The organism is Mycobacterium sp. (assembly GCF_032159565.1).
GTDB lineage: Bacteria > Actinomycetota > Actinomycetes > Mycobacteriales > Mycobacteriaceae > Mycobacterium.
In genome coordinates this window covers 1-19,512 of record NZ_JAVHWR010000020.1, presented here as the reverse complement: position 1 = coordinate 19,512, position 19,512 = coordinate 1, and the positions used below count along the sequence as shown (strand labels likewise).

Here is a 19,512-nt window from a genome sequence, read left to right as displayed (position 1 = left end):
ACAACGTAGCGGCTCATGTTCATCGCGGGGTCCGCGATGCGTCGTGTCGATGGCGGCAGCGGCATGCGCGCGGTGACCTTCTGCGTCCGGATGCGGGTGACCGCGATCTGCACGCCCTCGGTGACCGGCGTCGACGCCGGCGGCACCACCATGTCGTCCTGTTCCAACGGCGCTTCGGCGGCGGCCAGCAGCAGGCCCACGTTGAGCGCGGCCAAGCGGCGGTCGCTGGCGACACCGCCGTGGGGTTCGGGCAGGTGGCGCTGCTGCTGTCTACCAAGCCGCTCGACGAATCGATTCGGTTGCTCGACGAGTACGCCGCGTTGCTCGGTCGGTATCGCGGTTAACGCCGCGGCGATGGCCGTCCGTTAGGCGCGAACCGTTGGTCGCCACCGATTCCCCTGCGGCATTGCAGGGCAAGGGTATCCGCGAGAGTAACGGAACCGCGCTTAGATCGCGGCTGAGATCTGCTTGAGCATCGCTTGTCCATAGGCGTCGGCGAGCACCTTGGGATCGTCTTTGTTCCAGTAGCCGTTGACGAGGACCGCGATGCCCAGTGGCTCTCGAGCGGGGCCCGCCGGAGTCATGCCGATCCAGCACGAGCAGCCACCCAACGACGTCAGCCCGTCCTTCCAGATGATCTGCGGCGGTCCGGGCTGCACCTGCCAGGCCAGCGCCATGTCCGTCGGCCCCGGGTTCGGTTTCCCGCACACGTCAATCTTCAACGGGGCAGGCTGGGTCGTCGCGGCGAGTCCCCTCATCAGGCTTGACGTTTGGTCGGCAGCCCCCAAATGCGCCAGCAGCCAGGTGTGCATGTCTGCGGCCGACGACTTGATGTCCGAGGCGGCGCCGGCCGACACCGCGCGGGCGCCGTTCGGGTACGCCTGGGCCACGGGGGCGCCGCTGGGCGGGACCGTAACCGTGTCGGGCAGGTTCAGCGGCTGGGTGATCTGATCGTGCAGCAGCGCCGAATAGGCCTGCGCCGGCGACGAAGTGGCCGGGTTCCCGGCCGCAGCGCCATACGCCGAGACAGTGGCGAAACCGAGCGTGATGAAACCGAGGTTGGAGTATTCCCAGCAGGTACCCGGCTGCGGCCCATCGTCGGTCTTCCACACATCCATCAGCCTCGGTGGTGGCGTGGACGGATCAGTTTGGAATAGCCCGACGCCGTCTTGGTCCCCGGTGGATTCCCGGGCGAGACCGGAGGTGTGCTGGGCCAGCATTCGCGGGGTGATCTGCTGCATTGTCGGACTCAGATTGCGTGCGGCTCCGAGGTATCCGCCGAGATAGCGCTGCAACCCCGCGTCCCAATCGAAGCCGTCAGGGCGCATGAATGCCCCGTTCGCGAACAGGGCCGCGGTGAAAGTCTTGGTGATCGAACCGATGGCGAAGATCGTTCTCTCGGTGGGCGGCGTCTGGTCGGCCACTGCACCGTACATGTAAAACGGATTGAACTGGTGTTTCGGATAAGCGAAGGCGACGGCGACCCCGTAGTGCACGCCGGGCTGGTTTGTCTTGGACCGCAGGCCATCCAAGAGCGCATTGGCTCGGTCACCGATGATGCGGTCCAGGTCGGCCTGGGTCAGTTTGATAGGTCTGATGGGGGCGTCGGGTGCGACGGAAGCGGTCTGCGTTTGCTCGGAGGGTTTCGGCCCCGGCGGCGCAGCGCAAGCAACGGCTGTCCCACCAATGCCCAGGACGCCCGCACCCGCCGCTAGCCGAGCGAACTCTCGCCGTGACATGCCCCTCATATGCTGACCTTCCCCCGCCACTCGGGCCGCTACAAATGGTTCGACATAGACTCGTTTAACCCTTTCTAGTCTGCAGTCGTTACTCCATCAGGGATCAATAAGTCAACGCGTTGGCTGGAATGATCTTCTGCGACCCCTTTCACCGCAATATTGACGCTGGATGAAGGAGAGCACGCAAACGCCGGCGAAATCCACATAGCGGACCCTGATGGCGGAATACTGAAATCCTCGTTGCGTTCGGCCAATTCCGATGACAGTGGGCGAAGCGAACCAGACGAGGAGATGCGCGAGATAGGCTTGTGGCACACGAGTCTTGGTCAATTGACATCCCAGTAGGAAGCCCGTGCCACTCACTCAAGACATCGTCACGAACTCCATCACTGAACGAATGGACGCGCTGCGTAACGACCTAGACAGCGAATTCCGACGGACCTTCGGCTGCGCCGTCGCGTTTTGCGGGCGCGTCGGCATATCCCCTATTACTGGGCGGGTTCTGAACGGGTAAAACGACGTCCGCGCCGACACCGTCTTCGCGATCGGTTCGCTCACGAAACGGTGAATGAGATCACCCTGCAACAGCTCGCGCAGCAGATGTCCGGCATGCCCGACGTGCAGATCCGGACTGGGCGACCGCCTGTTGCAGAGCGAGCCAGCCGCTGCGCCGGGCGACCTGTTGGGAGGACTACACCGTGACGCGTTGAGTTACCCTGCTCAGCGCATCTGCTTCGGGTTATTCGGCCTTAGCCCCAGTTTCGCCGCGCCGTCCGCATAGCGATCTCCGAGATCAGCGAGCAAGCCTTCGTCACTCAAGTCGAGTGGAAGCGAATTCTCCCAGTCATGTTGCGCCACTTTGTGCAAGCGTGTCGTCACGTCGTCGTCGCGCATCTCGATCGCCAGTTCACGTCGGCTGTCGAAGCTACCCGGAGCCAGATTGATTGACCCGACGATGCCTCGATCGCCGTCTGCCAGAATCATTTTGGCGTGCAGTTTGAGATGTTTGAGCTTGTGGATCTTGATTCCCACGTCGTGCAGGATGCGCAGGCCGCCGACCCCCTCAATGAGCTGATCCTCCTTGAGCGTATGCGCCGGGCGCGCCATGAGGTGAACCTTCACCCCGCGGCGCGCAGCTCGGACCAAGCGCTCAATCATGATCGGATCCTGATAGCGCTCGTTCTGGATGAATAGAACGTGCTCCGCCGCATCGATGAGTTGAGCGAGTCGGTCCCGGCCATTGGTGGGACACCAGATGAGGTGCGCACGCTGCCCGGGATCAAAGCTCTCTCGGCTCCAGTCGGCCTCGAAACAGTCGATGATCTCCTGTACCTCAGCTTCACGCGACGTCACCACGGCGTAATCCCGCGTCTCGGTGAAGTTTTCCGTCGCCCAATTGAGCGACTTGACGAACGCCTGTGTGTCATCCACGACCATGGACTTCTCATGGGTTAGGCCGAAAGCGGGATTGCTGTCAAGAACCGCCACCCCTGCCTCGGTCAGCCTGGCACGTGACTCCACATTCTCCGATTCACCGGTGCGCCGAGCAGGATTGAGCATCACGCGGACCTTCACGTCCCGCTGCTGGGCGGCGATCACCGCATTCAGCAGCTCCGGATCAGAAAAGACGAACATCTTGATTCGAAGCGACTTGGTCGCCCGATTGATGGCGTCGAGGATGGGCCGGGCGGAATCATCGGGTAGGACGATCAGAAAACGTGACATTTAGCCTTCTGAGGTTGGGTGGCTCGCACGTGATGTTATGAGCCGGCTCACGCCGACTCGTCCTTGTACTGCCTGCGATGCAGCTCGGTATAGAGTCCGTTGAGCGCCAGTAACTGATGGTGGTTACCTTCTTCTGCCACCACCCCCTCTTTCAGGACGATGATTTTGTCAGCGTCGCGGATGGTGCTCAGACGATGGGCGATGGTGATGACGGTGCGGCCCTTCATCAGCCGTTCCAAGGCCTCGACCACCAGCGCTTCGGACTCCGTGTCGAGCGCCGCCGTCGGCTCGTCGAGAATCAGAATCGGATTGTTGCGGATGATAGCGCGGGCGATCCCGATGCGTTGCCGCTGGCCCCCTGAAAGGGTGAGACCTCGCTCGCCTATCGGGCTGTCGTAGCCAAGAGGCATGCGGATGATGAAATCGTGCGCATTAGCGAGTTTCGCCGCCTCGACAATTTCGTCCTCCGTGGCGCCGGGGTGGCCATAGGCGATGTTGGCGCGCACGGTTCCCCGGAACAACACCGTGTCCTGCAGTACGAAGCCAATGTGCTTGCGGAGTCCGTGCAGCGTGTAGTCCCGGATATCGACACCGTCGATCTTTATGCTTCCGGCGTTCGCGTCGTAGAACCGCGGGATGAGGCTCACGACGGTGGACTTGCCGCTCCCGGTTGGCCCTACCACCCCCACTAGTTGCCCCGGCTCAATGTTGAAAGTGACATCGCGCAACACCGGTTCCGCCGAGTCATAACCGAAGACCACATTCTTGAAGTCGATTCCACCGCGGAACGGCTCTGGATCTATAGCGTCGGGCCGCTCGGGAATGATGGTGTCGGTGTCGAGGATCGCCCGTAGGCGTTCAACCGCGACCGAGGCCTGGGCAATGGAGTTCGTCATCGAGGCGAGGTCTTGCACCGGTTTGAAGAACTTTGCGAGATACGAAAGAAAAACCACGAGCGCCCCCGTCGTCATGGCTCCTGCCAGGACCAGCGATGAGCCACGGTAGAGCACAAACCCGGTGCACAACGCAACGACAACGCCGACGATCGGCGAGAGTAGCGACTTCACCAACCGGGCCCGCAATGCTGCCTGGACGGATTCTTTGCTGGCCTGCCCTAGTACCTCCTCCTCCAAGTCCTGGCGCTGGAATGCCTGGACCACTCGAACGGATTCCAGGCCCTGCTGCATCGTGGCGACGATGTCGGCCTGGCGTTTTCGCACCTCGTGGGTTGCCTGCTTCACCGCTCTTCGGATCCTCGACACCAACAGGAGCAGGAAGGGCGTCACCGCAGCGGCAATCAGACCGAAATCCCAGTTGAGCCAGAACATCACGCTCAACATGCCGACAATCGTCAACATGTCGATGAACATGTCGGACGTATCTTCGGACGCGAAGTCCTGGACCGTCTCGACGTCGTCGGTGATGGTGCTGAGAATTGTGCCGATCTGGTGGCTGTCGTAATAGCTGAGCGAAAGGCGATGCAAGTGGTGGTATGTCCGCATCCGCAGATCGTTCGCCACCCACTGGCCGGCAGTTTCGGTGTAGTAGTTGGCGATGTAAGAAGCGATGCCGCTTATGACGGCAATGACCACGGTAAAAATCGCCACCAGTAAAGCGATGTGCATTCTGCCTTCCCCACCAAGGATCGATAGCAGTGGAGACATCCATTCAGGAAGCGGGTGTGGGTCTCGTGGGACGACGTTGTCGAGGATGATCTTGAGCATCCAAGGCGCGGCCAGGCTCATCGCCGTCTGCACGAGCATCGCAGCCAAGACGATGGCGAGAACCACGCGGTAAGGGTGGATCAGTTCACGAATAAGGCGCACCATGTCAAACCGTTTTCTCTGTGTGGGGCTTGAACAGTTTGCGCCGACCTGCCCAAAGACAGCCTGAGAATACCGGAGTGGCGCCGAACTTATGGCGAATGTCAGCGCGGCCGCAGAATTTTCGCTGTTGTTAATTATGCTGGCTAAAGGGCATCATGCCCGTCCACCGCCTGTCACCATCAGATCCGCTTCGTGCCGCCGCGCTCGATTCGTCTGTAGTTTGTGGCTCACCCTCTAACGGTGAAAACTGTTGCTGCCTTGAATTTTCCCGCGGAAACAATCAGCAAATGGGTGCTGACCGTCACCTGTCGGCGATACGCTCTGCATCATTCGTCGGAATGTCGCGGCAGACCGGCGGTCAAAGCTATTTTCCTCGACAGATGAGGGGCAGCTATCCTATGACATCGCGTAAGGCTGCCTGGGTATGTGCGCTGGCGTTGATCGTCGGCGCTACCGCCGCATGTGAACGCGGAAACACCACATCATCCTTGACTGTGTATGAGGATGCCCCGACGTTGAATCCCGTCGACGTCGGGAAGCAGGGCAACAGCCCGGGCGACGCCCACTACTTCTTCGCCGATTTGCGCGACCGCTCCGGCGGTGACGTGACCGGCAAGGTGTACGGGACGAAGACGGTGGTCAAACCGGCGGACACCTCGAATCCGGATACCGAGCAGCGGGCAACGCTGATGTTCTTCGTATTTGGGAACCAGCAGGACCAGATCGTGGTGGCGGGCGTGCCCGACTACCCGTCCAACGCCCCTGTATTCGCGCCCGACCATCCTGTCGTACGGGCGGTGATCGGCGGGACCGGCAAATACAACGGAGCGGGTGGCCAGCTCACCAGCACACGCAACGCCGACGGTTCCTATAAGCAGGAGTTCTCGCTAACCGCGCCCTGATGTGACAAGGATTGTCCGATGCCAATCGTGGGCCACTACTTCGCCGCGGACGCGGATTCGCAAGACGAGCTGGCGCGCTTACGGCTGCTGGAGGACGAGTGCGACCCGCACACCCGCCGATACCTCGACGCCATCGGTGTACGCGCGGGGTGGCGTTGTCTGGAGGTCGGCGCCGGCGCCGGCGGGCTGGTGCGCTGGCTCGCCGAACGTGTCGGCCCGTCCGGGACGGTGGTGGCCGCCGACATCGACCCGAGGTATCTCGGAGATCTGCGTGAAGCCAATGTCGAAGTGCGCCGGTGCGATATCGCCCGCGACGACTTCGAGCCCGAATCCTACGACCTCGTCCACAGCCGGTTTCTCCTGATGCACCTCGACGATCCCGCCGACGCCTTGCGGCGCATGACCGCGGCGTTGCGACCGGGCGGCTGGATCGTCGCCGAAGAGCCCGACAACGACGTCGCCGGGTCGCTCGATCCCGCCCACCCTCTGTCGCAAACCTTCGACTTCTGCTATCGCAAGCGGGTCGAGTTCGCATCGGCGGCGAAGATCACCGACTTGCGGTTCGGCAAGGTGCTGCCGCTCTACGTGGAGGCCCTCGGGCTGAGCGAGATGGGCAACGAGGGCGTTGCACGGGTCATCCGCGGCGGCGACCCGTTCTCGCACATGTGGCTCAAGACATGGGAGCGCATCGATGATGCGGTCATCGCCGGCGGCGTCCTCAGCGAGTCGGACGTCGCGCAGATGCGACGCGCCTACGAGGACCCGACCTTCGCCTACCGCGCCCAGCTGACGCAGTCGGTCTGGGGTCGCAAGCCGCAACCCTAGGCGGCCTGCCAGTCTCTGATCGCCGTGTCCTGCTTCTGGCCGAGCTCAACGACCAGGTCGGCAGGTGCCGGATCCTTTGGCGCCCCGTCGAACTCGATCGTCGTTGCCGCGTTTCCCTGGGTGAACGTCAACACGGTCACCGATTTCGAGCCGTCCGGCGACATCCCGGAGACCATCGTCCCGCCAGCCCCCACCGCGGCGGGCTGTGTCTGTCCGTTGGCCACCTTGCCTGCCAGTTCCGCGCGTGACCCGTTCAACGCGGCGGTCGCAGCCGCAGCGTCCGGCAGGACCAGGATGGTGCTGGTGATCTGGCGACCACCGTCGCGGTGGTTGTAGACGGCCGTGACACCCGGCTGTCCGTTCGGGTCGATGACGGGTGGGGCCGCGCTGTAGGCCAACGAATCGGTGATGAGGTTCGGATCGACCGGCAGGGTGCTGTAGTCGCCGGGTTGTGCCGCGGCAGAACCCGTGCCGCCGATGGTCACACCAATCACCAGCAGCGCGGTTACGGCCGAGCTGCCGATCGCCCTCGTGGAAGCGTTCATTACGACATGCTCCAATCTGAGAAGTTCGTAGATTTCGGTGAGTGTCAGCAGGGGTAGCAGGCAAATCCGCGCCAGCCGTCGCGCCAGAACCAGCCTGGACCGCAACCCATCCCGCCGGTCGTTCCGACGCAGTCGAGCATTTGCACTCCAGGCGCCTTCGGCACCGCGGGTTGCGTGTACACATTCGTATCGTGCGAAGCCTGCGCGGCATACGTGGTCTGGGCGGTAGCCAGCGATCCTGTGATCATTGCGGCTACGGCAAGGGCCATGCCGAATTTGCGCATCAGATTCCTCCCGATAGGTCTGAGAATTTGTGAATTTGACGTTACGCCAATCGGCTTCGCGAGTTGACTTATTGAAAAAGATGTCAAAAGTTATTGGCTTGAGCTTCGAAAGTGAAGTGTCCCTAACGTTAATAGTGCCGTTACAGGAATTGTGTGCGAACGAATCGCGTCACTCAACGGCTCCCTCGTAGTGGCCGCGGAACTCCTCGGCGGATACCGGCCACTGTTCGCCTCGCTCCCCCTGCACTATCCAGGCGCCCACACCCGCCGCCGCGCGACCCTCGAGCGTATCGACTGTCTCACCGGGTCGCGCCGGCCGCGCCATGACGAAACCGGTGCTGCGCCAAGACCGCCCACCGACATGCTCGTACGTGCCGCGGAAGATGTCATCGCGGACAGACCACCGGGACCCATCGGCGTTTTCCAGCAGCCAGTCCCCGGGTCCCGCCTGCATTTCGTGCCCGGAGTCCGAAGTCCAGGTCCACGGCTCGGGGCGCTGCTCGGCGGTGACGACACCGACGCGGCGATAACGCCGCCACGACGGCACCGATCGGTACCCGAGTTCGGCCAATTGCGAAAATGTCGCCACCAGACTGGTCAATGCCGCATGGAGGAGTTCCGGGTTCGCTTCGATCGTGCGCCAGTCGGTGAGGTTGGGATGCGTCTTGCGCTCGTCGTCGCGACGGGCCCCGTGCCGCCAGCCCGCTTTCTTGTAATACCGGCACCAGTCTTCATGTTCGGCACGCGCCATGGCCAGCGCCGCCGACCGGTCGAAACCCATCGTCTGCAGCTGCTCCAACGGATCAGCAGACGGCTGCTGCGGCGCTTGCGTGACACCGTGATTCAGATCGGCCCAAGAATGCCCGCCGATCTGCTCCGCGAGCCACAATGCATTGCGCACCTGGCGGCGGTTCGAGCCGCGATAGAACTCATCCAGTTCGGCCCAGGGTCGCCGGGCGGGCGATGCCCCGGCGACCGCAGTTCTATATCGCTCGTGGATGAGCATCGCCGCCCGCTCCCACGCGTCGTGGGCCTGCCCTGAGGGCAGGTCCATGGTGAGCCGAAATGTGCGCAGCTTCTCCAGGCTCGGCCGCTCGCCGCCTGCGCCTGCCGCCATTGGATTCCAGGCGAAGACCGGCACGTCGGGAAACCGCATCGCCAGCCGTGTCGCAATCGTCGGGTCGATCGAAACGCCGAACATCGGGTCGACGTCGACGAAGATCACCGCACAGGAACCGGTGTCGCTCTTCTCCTCGACCAACCGCGCCAACACCGGCATGGAAGGCGATTCACCCACCGCCTCGATGTAGTCAACGCCCGGTGGGAGACCGAGCCGCTGCTGTCGGTGTAGGTGGTCGTCGCGGTACTCGTCGGCGGATTCCGCGACAAGCGTGATAACCGGCAGCGTTTCGTCAGCCCGCTCGACGCAGAAGTCATGCTCGCGCCGACGCTGTTCGAGGTCGGCGCAGAGCGCCAAGGTCAGCGGCGACGTGCCGCAGACAAAGACGCGGGTGATAGCACGGTCGCCGGTGATCTCGTCGAGCAGCCGATTCGCGGTCACCTCATACTTGCCCACCGCATCGGCGGCCCACCCGGCGTCGCCACCGCCGAACTGCCGTGCCCGCCAGGCGACCGCATACCACGGGTCGTCGATGCGCACGATCAGCGGAATGCGCCGATCCGCGCCGCGTGCGGACCTGGCCTGTCCGATGGTGTGCAGCCGCATCAAATTGGTCGACGGGTCGGCGTCCAGCAGATACAGCCGGTCCAACTTGTGCCATAACGGCAGGGCCTCAACCACTTTCGGGGAATCCAGGTCGGCGGCCAACACGGCCGCCCCCTCGCGGCGAGATTCCGCCGCACTGGGCTGATCGGGGTTTTCGGTGAGAAGCACCAGTTGAGCGTTCGGCTCCAGTGTTTCGGCCACCGCCTTGATCATCGATCGAGAGTCGTCGTCCACGCCGACGACGACGGTCACCGATCGTGCTGCACGTGCCCGAATGCGATCCACCTGGTTGCGGAACAGCGCCACGGCCACGCTCGCCACCCCGAGGAAGATCACGCCGAGGGATGATAGCCGCGCCACGTCCAGCGCCACCGGGATAGGGTCGGGACAGAATTGACCGTTCAGGTGCAGCTCGGAGGTGCCGCCCTTGACCAGCTGGGCGGTCCACATCAGCGGCGTGATGAGGACGGGATGCGCCGCGTCGTGACAGTTCCAGTAGGACGCCATACCGAGCACGCAATTCATCACGGTCAGCGCCAGCAGAATGGTCAGCGACACGCTGCCTTTGCCGCCAGCGGTGCCGGACCGGAAACCGACCACACACAGCGCGATGATCGCCAGCGCGACGACGGCAATGGTCTGGCCCGAAGCAGGCCGGCCGAACCACCGCAGCCACGCCGGCCCGACGTCTCGCACAGTTGGGTGTACCGCGAGCACCGCCAGATACGCCGTGGCGGCGACAACGAAGCCAAGCAATACCGTCCGCAGTACGCGCACTCGACTGATCCTCACTCAGCGGGGGCCGAAAGATTTGGCTTTTCGCGTTTTCACACCCGCCGAGGACGGTAACCGAAATACGCTAGGCCGGTTGCCTATGTGTTAACTGGGGCGTGAACGCATGTCGCGGATCTTCCTGAGCCATTCCAGCCGGGACAGCCGGCAGGCGATTGCGTTGCGCCAGTGGCTGACCGATCAGGATCCGCGGTTGGCCAACGAAATCTTCCTCGACCTGGATCCGGGCACTGGCATTCGTCCGGGGATGCGGTGGAAGGAAGCACTGCGGCAGGCAAGTACCCGATGTGAAGCGGTGATCTGCCTGCTGTCGGCGAATTGGGCGGCCTCGCCAGAGTGCCGAACCGAGTACCGATTCGCCGAGTACCTGAACAAGCGGATCTTCAGCGCGCGGATCGGCGAACTGACCGGCGAAGACCCGACCGCCGAATGGCAACAGATCGACTTGTTCGGTGAGGGCGCGGTCACCGAAGTCGACATCGGCGACGAGGGTGCGCCTGTGGAGTTCCTGTGCGAAGGTCTGCACCGGTTGCGCGACGGGATCGTAGGTGCGGGTATCGGCGCCGAATCATTCGTCTGGCCCCCTCCGCACGATCCTCATCGAGCCCCGTATCGGGGGTGGGAGCCGCTCGAAGAGGTCGACGCCGCAGTGTTTTTCGGCCGGGACGCCCAGATCGTGCGCGGACTCGACGCGCTGCGAGGGATGCGGAGGTCGAGGCTCGAGACGCTGTTCGTGGTGCTCGGCCCATCGGGGACCGGCAAGTCGTCGTTCTTGCGTGCCGGCTTGCTCCCGCGGCTGCGCCGCGACGACCGCGACTTTCTGCTGCTCGACATCGTCCGCCCACAGCGCAACGTACTGGTCGGCGATACGGGGTTGGCCAAGGCTATTCACGCGACGCGGGTCGGGCTCGGCCTGTCCGCCCCGAACCTGGGAGACATCAAACAAGCCTGCCTCGCCGGCCGGGCGGACCGGGTTCGAGAGTGGCTGCTCGAGGCGCAACACGCGGCCACCGCGCGGTTGCTGATCACACCCGGCGAGCAGTCGTTGCCGACTCTCTTGTTGCCGGTCGACCAGGCCGAGGAACTCTTCAGCGCCGACGCAGGCCGGGAAGCGGCGCTGTTTCTGCAGCTGATCGCAAACCTGGCGGACGACGGGTTGATCGTCGCGATCACCATCCGCAGTGATCTGTATGAGCCCTTACAGACCGCCCCGCAGCTCGCCGAAATCGGCAGCGTTCTGTTCGACGACCTCAAACCGATGCCGCGCACCCAATTCAAGGAAGTCATCACGGGTCCGGCGGCCCGCGCCACGGAGGGTGGGCGCCCACTGACGGTCGAGCCCGCGCTGGTGAATCACCTCCTGGAGGACTGCACCGAGGGTGCGGACACACTGCCGTTGCTCGCCCTGACGCTGGCCCGGCTCTACGAGGACTATGCCGGCGACGGCGCGTTGACGCTGCCGGATTACCACTCGATGGACGGGATGCGAGGCGTCCTGCAATCCGAGATCGACGCCCTCCTCGCTTCGGACGACGAGCGACGTTCCGCACAGTTGCGCTTGCTCCGCAGCGCATTCGTTCCGTGGCTGGCCACGATCAACGCCGACAGCGACCGGCCGGTGCGGCGCGTCGCACGCTGGAATGATCTGCCGCCCGAGAGTCGGCCGCTGCTTGAGGGATTCGTCGCCAGGCGGCTGCTCGTCACGGACACCCCCGATGGCGAGGTCGTGGTCGAGGTGGCGCTGGAAAGCCTGCTACGGCAGTGGGATGAGTTGGCCACCTGGTTGGCCGACGAGCGCGAGGATCTCAAGGACGCCGACCACGTGGAGCGCGCCGCCGCCGCCTGGGAGGAGAGCCGCCGCGACGACGCCTGGCTATTGGAAGGCGCCCGACTGACCGAAGCCGAAAACCTAACCGCCAAACCGGGATTCCGCGACCGGCTCGCGCACATCCACGATTTCCTGGCCGCCTCTCGGCGACGGGAGCAGGAACGCGCGAAGGCCGAAGACCGCCGGCGTGCAGCCGAATTGCAGGCGGCGAAGGATCGTCAGGAAGCCGCCGAAGCGCTGGCTGCCGCGGAAACCACAGCCAGGGAGAAAGCCCAGGCACACGCCGTGGTATTGCGGAAACGGTCGCTGGTGCTGCGCGCCGTCCTGGCGGTCGCGCTGTTGACAGCCGCCGCCGCTGTCTACGGCTTTCTGGCGGCGACGAAGGAAACGCACACGGCCAACGAGCGCACCCGTGAGGCGCTCGGGTTGACGTTGACCAACCAGGGCCAGGCCATGCTCGCGGGAATCCAAGGCGGCGGCGACATTCGAGCGCTTTTGCAGATCCTGGCCGCCCAACGGGTCGTGCCGGACAGAATCGGTGGATTGTTCACGGCGGCGCTCATGCGGGTCGACACCGACACGATCATCCAATCGAACGCCGCGATCATGGACGTGACGTTCAGCAGCGACGGCCATCGCATCGTCTCCGGCGGCGCCGACCATACGGTGCGGGTGTGGGACACCGACACCGGCCAGCCGGTCGGGCCGCCGATGATGCAGACCAATGCCGTCACCGACGCGGCGTTGAGCGCAGACGGCGACGATGTGGCCTTCGTCAGTGCCGACGACAGCGTGCGGGTATGGAACGCGGTCACCGGGCAGCCGGTCGAGCCACCGATTGTGCAGAACACGCCGGTGACGAGCGTCGATCTGAGCGACAACGGCCAGCTTGTCGCAGCCGGCGGTACGAACGGCACCGTGCGCGTGTGGAACGCCGACACCGCCCAGCCCGTCACGCCGCCGATGAGCGGGCAGACCAGCGCGATCACCACGGTCGCGTTCAGCGGCGACGGCCACCGCGTCGTCACGGGCGACGCCGACGGCGGCGTGCAGGTCTGGAACGCCGACGCCGGCCAGCCCGTATCACCGCCAGTCCGGGGGCACACGGGAGCCGTCACCACCGTGGGGTTCAGCGACGACGGGCAGCGCATCGTGTCCGGCGGCGTCGATCACACGGTGCGGTTGTGGAACGCGGACACCGGCCAGCCCATCGGAGCGCCGATGACCGGCCACCTCAACGCGGTGACCAGCGTGGTGTTCAACCCGGACGGCAGCCGCGTCGCCTCGGGCAGTTTCGACGGGACGCTTCGGGTGTGGGACGCCAACAGCGGGCAGCCGGTCGCGCAGCCGATGACCGGGCCCGTCGGGGCGATCAACGCCGTCGCCTTCAGCCCAGACGGCCACCGCCTGCTCACCGGCGGTGCCGACGCCACCCTTCGGGTGTGGGATGCCGACGTGGGCCCGCAACCCACCGGCACGGCGATCACCGGCGACGCTTCGGCGGTGACCAGCGTGACGGTCAGCACGGACCGCCACCGCATCGTGTCCGGCAATCGCGACGGCAGGCTGCGGCTGTGGGATGCCGACACCCGGACACTCATTGGCACATTGACGAACGGCCGCAACGACGCGGTAACGAGCGTGGCGATGAGCCCCGACGGGCACCACATCATCTCCGGAGGCGCCGACGGTGCCCTGCAGCGGTGGAACGCCGACACCCGAACCCCCGCGGGCGCAATCATCAATGCACACCGGGGCGCCGTCACGAGCGTGGTGTACAGCTGGGACGGGCAGCGCGTCGGCTCCGGTGGCGCCGACAACACGGTGCGGGTCTGGAACGCCGACACCGGCAAGGGCGTAGGCGATCCGCTGACGGGTCACACCGACGCGGTGTTGGCGGTGGCGTTCAGCCCCAACGGGCACCTCATCGTCTCGGGCGGCGGGGACACCACGCTGCGGCTGTGGAACGCCGATTACGGCCGCCCCATCGGCGGCCCGATGACGGGACATACTGCCGCGGTGACGGACGTAGCGTTCGGGCCGGCCGGCGGCCGCATCGTGTCCCGCAGCGACGACCACACGATGCGGCTCTGGGACGCCGCGAGCGCATCGCCGGTCGGCCCGCCGATAAACGCCCACAACCTCTACACGCTCGGGGTGGCGTTCAGCCCCGACGGCCAGCTACTTCTCTCCACGGGACCCAACGCCAACCGGCGATTGTTCCCTCCCCCGGCAGCCGATGCCTGGGCAAGCCTGCTGTGCGCCAAGCTGACTCAGAACATGAGCCACCAGCAGTGGCACGAATGGGTGTCACCGGAGGTCGCCTACGTCGAACTGTGCCCCGGGTTACCCATAGCGCCGGACAGCGGTGCTCCGTGAAAGCCGAGTCGACGCGAAGGGGGCCCGGCCCACCGCAGCGCACGATGTGACATCCTCCGAGACCCGATGGCGCGAGTGTGCCTGTGATGACGTCTCCTACAGGGTGCCGGGTACCAACGGAGAGGTCGGATGGAAGTTCAACCTGGGCGGCGTGGAGCTTCGCAACGACGAACTGTCGTCGTGATTCGGCTCGTTCAGACAGACCTGACTAATGCGTTGAGGATGTTCTTGGCCTGGTGCATCCGCAATACCTGCCGGCCACGAGAGGCAGACGTCTTCGGCGTCGGGCCGCCGGCGGTTCGGGTCGCTGCGGTTCCTACGGCGAAGGCCACGCCGAGCGCTCTGATCGTTCCCTTCGGGTTTCATCCTTGGCCGCATGGTTACCCCTACATCGGAGGGTCACCACCCTGGCTCTGCGCGATGTCCATCGGTGCCCGGGTAGACCATCGATCCGATTGGAGTGATCAACGTGCAGGCAAACCAGTGGAAGTTGGGGTCGGCGGCGATCGGTTTCAGCGCGGTAGTCGCCGTGGGAGCACTTGGTGTGATCTTCGGCGACGCCGGTTCCGCCGAGCCCAATCAAGTCGTAGGTCCGGTGCCCCAGGCGACCGAGCAGACCATCACGACAACGACACCTCCAACCGCACCAGAGATAAGCGTGGCGAGCCCGACCGTGACCGCGACCACGCCATCGGGCTTCGCGCCGGCTCCTGGTCCGTAGTTGCCGGAATCACGCGCAGGCGCCCCCCGGTCGCATGCGCTGGGGCAATCCGTCCGCTCGCTGACTGGAACTCCCAACGCGCGGAAGGTCCAGACGATGTTGGTTCAAGCATCAGCCCATATCACTGCCAACGATCAGCCAGGCAACACAGCTCTTAGGGGCGGGGCTCGAACCCGCGACCAACGGATTCGCAGAAGGCCGTTCGGTGACTTGTGCTCGATGCCGATATTTTCTTGTAAGCCAACGGTCTTCGTCACCCAAGCTGTCCTGGTTCAAACTGACGTTTCCGGCTGATTCCCGTGCATTATCGATGAATAAGCGATGATCAGCCGCGGATCTCTTGACCCTGTCTGCCTGGTAGGCGTCGCCGTCGCCAAATACGCCTGAGGTCTGGAGGATATCGCCTGTTAATCGTCGCAACAGTCGCAGGAATGTCGGGATCGGCGGGCAGCAATCTGACGCACATTCAGCGGGGGTCCACTTTCAGCGGGGGGTCAGCAGCGACCGCGTATGGTCCGTACGGAGGTCCGTGTCTGCGGCCTAGAGGAGTCCCCGATGACCCAGATCATCCGGCACGCGTCTGCGCGTCTAACCGTGGTGCTAGCGGTGTTGGTGTGTAGTTTCACAGCGGCCTGCGGAGGAGGTGCCCCCACACCGGCTCCGGGCACTTCTGCCGCGCCGCTGACGGCCTCGTCGCTGGCATCCCCCACCGCGAGCGGTGGCCCAATAAAGATCACCGACCCCTACGCGCCGACGATCGACCCGTCAGCGTTCTCGGCCACGATCACCAACCCATATTTGCCGCTCACCCCGGGCACCCGCACAATCTACGACGCACACACACCCGATGGGCTGCAGCGCACGACCACCGAGGTCACCCGCGACACGAAGAAGATCGTGGGGGTGGACACCGTCGTCGTGCATGACACGGTCACCCTGGACGGCAAGCCCGCTGAGGACACCTTCGACTGGTACGCCCAGGACCGCGACGGCACCGTCTGGTATTTCGGCGAAGCCACCACAGAGTTCACCGACGGCACCGCCGAGACGAAGGGATCTTTCGAGGCGGGCGTCGCTGGGGCACAGCCCGGCATCGTCATGCCGGGGAACCCCCACGTGGGTGATCAGTACCGTCAGGAGTACGCCAAAGGAGTCGCCGAGGACACCGGCGAGGTAGTCAGCCTCACCGGCACCGAGTCCACCCCACTCACCGGACCGGCCAAGGATCTGCTGGTCACCAAGGACGCCGACCTGCTCGATTCCACCGGCGGGGTCGAGAACAAGTATTACGCCCGCGGCGTCGGACTGATCCTGACCGTGCAAGTCAGCGGTCCCTCCGAGCGCGATCAAGCAATCGCCGTCGAGAAGTTCTGAACCCCGATATGCGAGCTGAACCGGAATCGGTGATTCCCGGTGGGCTAAGCGCGGTGTGGGGACAAACGACTCCGCATCGTGCACAGCAAGCTCTCTCGTCGGGTCGGGCCCCCAGACCCATCAGCTCAGTGCTGGCTGAGGCGATCGCACTCACCGCCGTAGGGATGTCAGCAGTGGGCATCATTGTGTCCGCGGTTCTCGTGGTGGCCCGCGGGCCAGCCGACCTTACCGGCGTCGTCGTTCCCGTCATTCCGATCACCACCACCACCGCGGCACCCGTGCTCCCGCCTCCGCCAACCGCGCCAGCGCCTACGCAGGCGCCCTCACGCATTCCGGCGAGCACGCCGCCAGCGATCATCACCACCGTGGCACCTAGCGCACCACCGCCGCCAGCGAAGCCGGCGGAACCGCGCCCCACCCGCCCCCCGAGAACATCGGCCCCGCCAAGCAGTGTCCATCCCACATTGCATCGAGCCTTTCCGCAGGAGACCACCGATTTTCCAGGGCCGCCAGGAACAAACGGCTGATGCCACGGCCCTGGTGCTCAGAGGAGGCGTCAAGACGTAGTCACCGATGATCGTCCGGGAAACCTTGTGTAGCACGACTCCCGCGACAAAGTGGTCAGCAAGGGGAAATCGTGAGAGCGGTGTGGGATACCGATTATGACGGCGACGAGAACATCGTCGAGGTATACGTCAGATACTTGCGGCGCAAGATCGATCTAGCCGGCCACAACATCGAAACCGTTCGTGGTGTCGCTACCGGTTCGTCGGCGGCTAGCGGTAGCTCGACAACGAAACACGCTCCCCCACTGGGGGAATCGTCAACACTGACGATGCTGTCGTGGGCCTCGACGATCTGTGTGACGATCGACAAGCCCAGGCCCGCGCCACCTGCGACTCGATCGCGTGGGGTACCCAGCCGGACGCGGCCGAACACCCGTTGGCGGTCGGCCTGGTACTACCGGCCCGTCGTCCGAGACAACCACTCGGACACACCCGCCGACAACCGCGCATTCGAGTCGAATGCCGTCATATGCATCGGCGCGAACTTCTTCGACGCCAACCTTGTTGGGGTGGAGCGCCCGACCCTTGACGAACCGCTTGATCACGCCGACGACCCAACAGTTACCGGGCGGACCAACGTCCGTACGCGTTGGAGTACCCGTTCGGTGCAGTTGTGATGTCGACACTCGATCTTCATGACCAAAGCCCGCCCGCGGGTGCAGCGGTGCGAACCCCGGTCAGGTCCGCTCCTGCTGATTAGTCCTGATCGATCTTGAGTCCAGCCGGAGTGAGCAGGTACCAGTTCGCTCCGTAGCTGCTTTCGCCTTGGCCTGCGGTGGTTCCAGGGCCGTGGTCATCGTCGTAGTAGTACAGCGGGTGGCCGTTGTAGGTGAGTTGCGTCGTGCCGTCGGGTCGGGGACTCGTCGCTAACAGCGCTGTGGTGACCCCGGCGCCGGCCACGGGGGTGCCGGTGGTGGTCAGCGGCGGCCACGCCTGCGCGCATTCGCCGGTGCAGGTCGAGGTGGGACCCTTGTCGGCTTCGAACAAATACACCGCGCGACCGTGCATATCGGTCAGGATCGTGCCTAAGGAGTTCTGTGCGGTCGAAATGCCGGCGGGTCCGGCCGGGTTCACCGCGGGGTCGCTCGCCGAGGCGGTTGCGCTGGCGTCCGGCGTTGGCGACTTCTGGTTTCCGCTTGCGCCCGAGCCACATGCGCTGGCGAGCAGCACCCCGACTGCACAACCAGCGAGCTGAAGGTGTCGTTTCATGCCCAAAGTCCTCACGATGAACGGATGTGATGGTCTCGCCTGCGGCGAGTGTGGGTAACCGCCGCGGCTGAGTACCTAACTGCGGATGCGCCCACCAATGACACGGACGGGCGACCAGGATAGTTCAGCAGGGCCCACAGCGGCGGTTGCCCGCGATTGGGATTCTCGATTGCTTTTAAACACGTAAATGACTCAGCTGCGTTTGGCGATCTCGCTCCACTCGATCATCGACTACCGGCTGGTGTCCGGTCGTCGCGGGGCGTCGGCGACGAACTGGCGGGTTCCGCAGACTCCGACGAGCAACGGTGTGTCGCCGCGAAACGCGTGCAACCCCTCGATGGGAGAATCGAAATGGAGATGTCTGAGTTCACGCTCGCGCTCGCGCTACCAATCGGAAGGCTGATCTCGAGCGCAGACCGGTCCATTCTTCACAAGCCGCCGAACGCCGCGCCAGCTCAGAATGGACATCGTTTGAAGAACCGCAGCGCCTCGGATCACCCGAGCACATGGAAGCTGCCACGTCGCACGCGCACGCCGTCAAGTTGCGGGTCGATTCGCACAGTGAGCGGCGGCTTGCCCGGTCTGGGCCGGAGGCGGTAGGTCGACGATCTTGTCGCCGCCGTGCGCGCCGTGACCACGGTGGCGTAGCAACCGAAATCCACGCGATGACCGAAATCGACTACGCGAGTACTACATCCAGAACACCGCAGAGACGATGTGCAGCCACCCCTTGGATGCGCAGCGGGCAATCTGGCCCGCCATCGAATCGATTGCGCGAGCCTGGTCCTGCTGCGGCTCGCCGGCGGTGATCGAGTGCTGGGCAATTCAGTCTGCCCTCTTCCTTCGGCGCGGACCTGCCCGACGTAGCCGCCTGCTGGCTTGTCACCGACGAGCCGACCCCTGACGCGGCGGCTACGCATGGATCGAGACTTCTACCGCGGCGTGTCCGACGAAGCGGCACTGATCACGAGGTTCGTCGAGCGTTCGGCACGCTCCAACGCGGCGCTGGCCGCAAGGACAAGCAACGTCCGCATGATTCGGGTCAACGGAGACTATCCACCAGACACGGTG

Annotated in this window: 12 protein-coding genes and 1 pseudogene; 6 read left to right on the top strand and 7 right to left on the bottom strand. The window is 64.4% G+C overall.

What is annotated here, in order from left to right:
* From QOC76_RS02550 to QOC76_RS02535, 4 genes and pseudogenes are all read right to left on the bottom strand, one after another.
* Positions 1 to 215 (bottom strand): annotated as a pseudogene (locus QOC76_RS02550) (resuscitation-promoting factor); the annotation flags it as partial.
* 231 nt (positions 216 to 446) lie between these two features.
* On the bottom strand, positions 447 to 1,739 hold the full coding sequence (locus tag QOC76_RS02545) for a serine hydrolase domain-containing protein (RefSeq protein ID WP_526353842.1): 1,293 nt from the start codon (positions 1,737 to 1,739) through the stop codon (positions 447 to 449).
* A gap of 720 nt (positions 1,740 to 2,459) precedes the next feature.
* Positions 2,460 to 3,464, bottom strand: coding sequence for a phospholipase D-like domain-containing protein (locus QOC76_RS02540; protein WP_526353840.1), 1,005 nt, complete (start codon positions 3,462 to 3,464; stop codon positions 2,460 to 2,462).
* Positions 3,465 to 3,511: 47 nt separating this feature from the next.
* Positions 3,512 to 5,254, bottom strand: a complete 1,743-nt coding sequence (locus QOC76_RS02535) for an ABC transporter ATP-binding protein (RefSeq protein WP_526353838.1) — start codon at positions 5,252 to 5,254, stop codon at positions 3,512 to 3,514.
* 434 nt (positions 5,255 to 5,688) lie between these two features.
* Here QOC76_RS02535 and QOC76_RS02530 point away from each other — a divergent pair, with 434 nt between their 5' ends.
* Positions 5,689 to 6,192: a hypothetical protein gene (locus QOC76_RS02530; protein WP_526353836.1), complete on the top strand. Its 504-nt coding sequence runs from the start codon at positions 5,689 to 5,691 to the stop codon at positions 6,190 to 6,192.
* An 18-nt stretch (positions 6,193 to 6,210) separates the two neighbouring features.
* The gene (locus QOC76_RS02525) at positions 6,211 to 7,017 is read left to right on the top strand and encodes a class I SAM-dependent methyltransferase (RefSeq protein WP_526353834.1); all 807 of its coding nucleotides are present in this window, start codon (positions 6,211 to 6,213) and stop codon (positions 7,015 to 7,017) included.
* Here the strand turns inward: QOC76_RS02525 and QOC76_RS02520 are convergent.
* Both QOC76_RS02520 and QOC76_RS02515 read right to left on the bottom strand, forming a co-directional pair.
* Positions 7,014 to 7,562 (bottom strand): hypothetical protein, encoded by a 549-nt coding sequence (locus QOC76_RS02520; RefSeq protein WP_526353832.1) that lies wholly within the window; start codon positions 7,560 to 7,562, stop codon positions 7,014 to 7,016. The two genes, QOC76_RS02525 and QOC76_RS02520, sit on opposite strands and share 4 nt — an antisense overlap.
* Before the next feature lie 453 nt (positions 7,563 to 8,015).
* Positions 8,016 to 10,349, bottom strand: coding sequence for a RyR domain-containing protein (locus tag QOC76_RS02515; protein WP_526353830.1), 2,334 nt, complete (start codon positions 10,347 to 10,349; stop codon positions 8,016 to 8,018).
* A gap of 121 nt (positions 10,350 to 10,470) precedes the next feature.
* On the opposite strand from QOC76_RS02515, the gene QOC76_RS02510 reads away from it, so the two are divergent.
* The 4 genes from QOC76_RS02510 (at position 10,471) to QOC76_RS02495 (ending at position 17,849) form a co-directional block, all read left to right on the top strand.
* Positions 10,471 to 14,571, top strand: a complete 4,101-nt coding sequence (locus tag QOC76_RS02510) for an nSTAND1 domain-containing NTPase (RefSeq protein ID WP_526353828.1) — start codon at positions 10,471 to 10,473, stop codon at positions 14,569 to 14,571.
* A gap of 469 nt (positions 14,572 to 15,040) precedes the next feature.
* The gene (locus tag QOC76_RS02505) at positions 15,041 to 15,292 is read left to right on the top strand and encodes a hypothetical protein (RefSeq protein WP_526353826.1); all 252 of its coding nucleotides are present in this window, start codon (positions 15,041 to 15,043) and stop codon (positions 15,290 to 15,292) included.
* A gap of 555 nt (positions 15,293 to 15,847) precedes the next feature.
* Entirely contained in the window at positions 15,848 to 16,666 is an 819-nt protein-coding gene (locus tag QOC76_RS02500) for a hypothetical protein (RefSeq protein WP_526353824.1), read from the top strand.
* A gap of 637 nt (positions 16,667 to 17,303) precedes the next feature.
* Complete coding sequence (locus QOC76_RS02495) at positions 17,304 to 17,849, top strand: winged helix-turn-helix domain-containing protein (protein ID WP_526353822.1); 546 nt, start codon at positions 17,304 to 17,306, stop codon at positions 17,847 to 17,849.
* A 79-nt stretch (positions 17,850 to 17,928) separates the two neighbouring features.
* Here QOC76_RS02495 and QOC76_RS02490 read toward each other — a convergent pair whose 3' ends face one another.
* Positions 17,929 to 18,441, bottom strand: coding sequence for a COG4315 family predicted lipoprotein (locus tag QOC76_RS02490; RefSeq protein ID WP_526353820.1), 513 nt, complete (start codon positions 18,439 to 18,441; stop codon positions 17,929 to 17,931).
* Between the last annotated feature and the right edge of the window lie 1,071 nt (positions 18,442 to 19,512).

What these genes read in the sequence shown, in the direction of transcription:
- QOC76_RS02530 (WP_526353836.1), top strand. Translation starts at nt 5,689, where the DNA reads ATGACATCGCGTAAGGCTGCCTGGGTATGTGCGCTGGCGTTGATCGTC.
- QOC76_RS02545 (WP_526353842.1), bottom strand. Translation starts at nt 1,739, where the DNA reads ATGTCACGGCGAGAGTTCGCTCGGCTAGCGGCGGGTGCGGGCGTCCTG.
- QOC76_RS02520 (WP_526353832.1), bottom strand. Translation starts at nt 7,562, where the DNA reads ATGAACGCTTCCACGAGGGCGATCGGCAGCTCGGCCGTAACCGCGCTG.
- QOC76_RS02540 (WP_526353840.1), bottom strand. Translation starts at nt 3,464, where the DNA reads ATGTCACGTTTTCTGATCGTCCTACCCGATGATTCCGCCCGGCCCATC.
- QOC76_RS02490 (WP_526353820.1), bottom strand. Translation starts at nt 18,441, where the DNA reads ATGAAACGACACCTTCAGCTCGCTGGTTGTGCAGTCGGGGTGCTGCTC.
- QOC76_RS02500 (WP_526353824.1), top strand. Translation starts at nt 15,848, where the DNA reads ATGACCCAGATCATCCGGCACGCGTCTGCGCGTCTAACCGTGGTGCTA.
- QOC76_RS02510 (WP_526353828.1), top strand. Translation starts at nt 10,471, where the DNA reads ATGTCGCGGATCTTCCTGAGCCATTCCAGCCGGGACAGCCGGCAGGCG.
- QOC76_RS02525 (WP_526353834.1), top strand. Translation starts at nt 6,211, where the DNA reads ATGCCAATCGTGGGCCACTACTTCGCCGCGGACGCGGATTCGCAAGAC.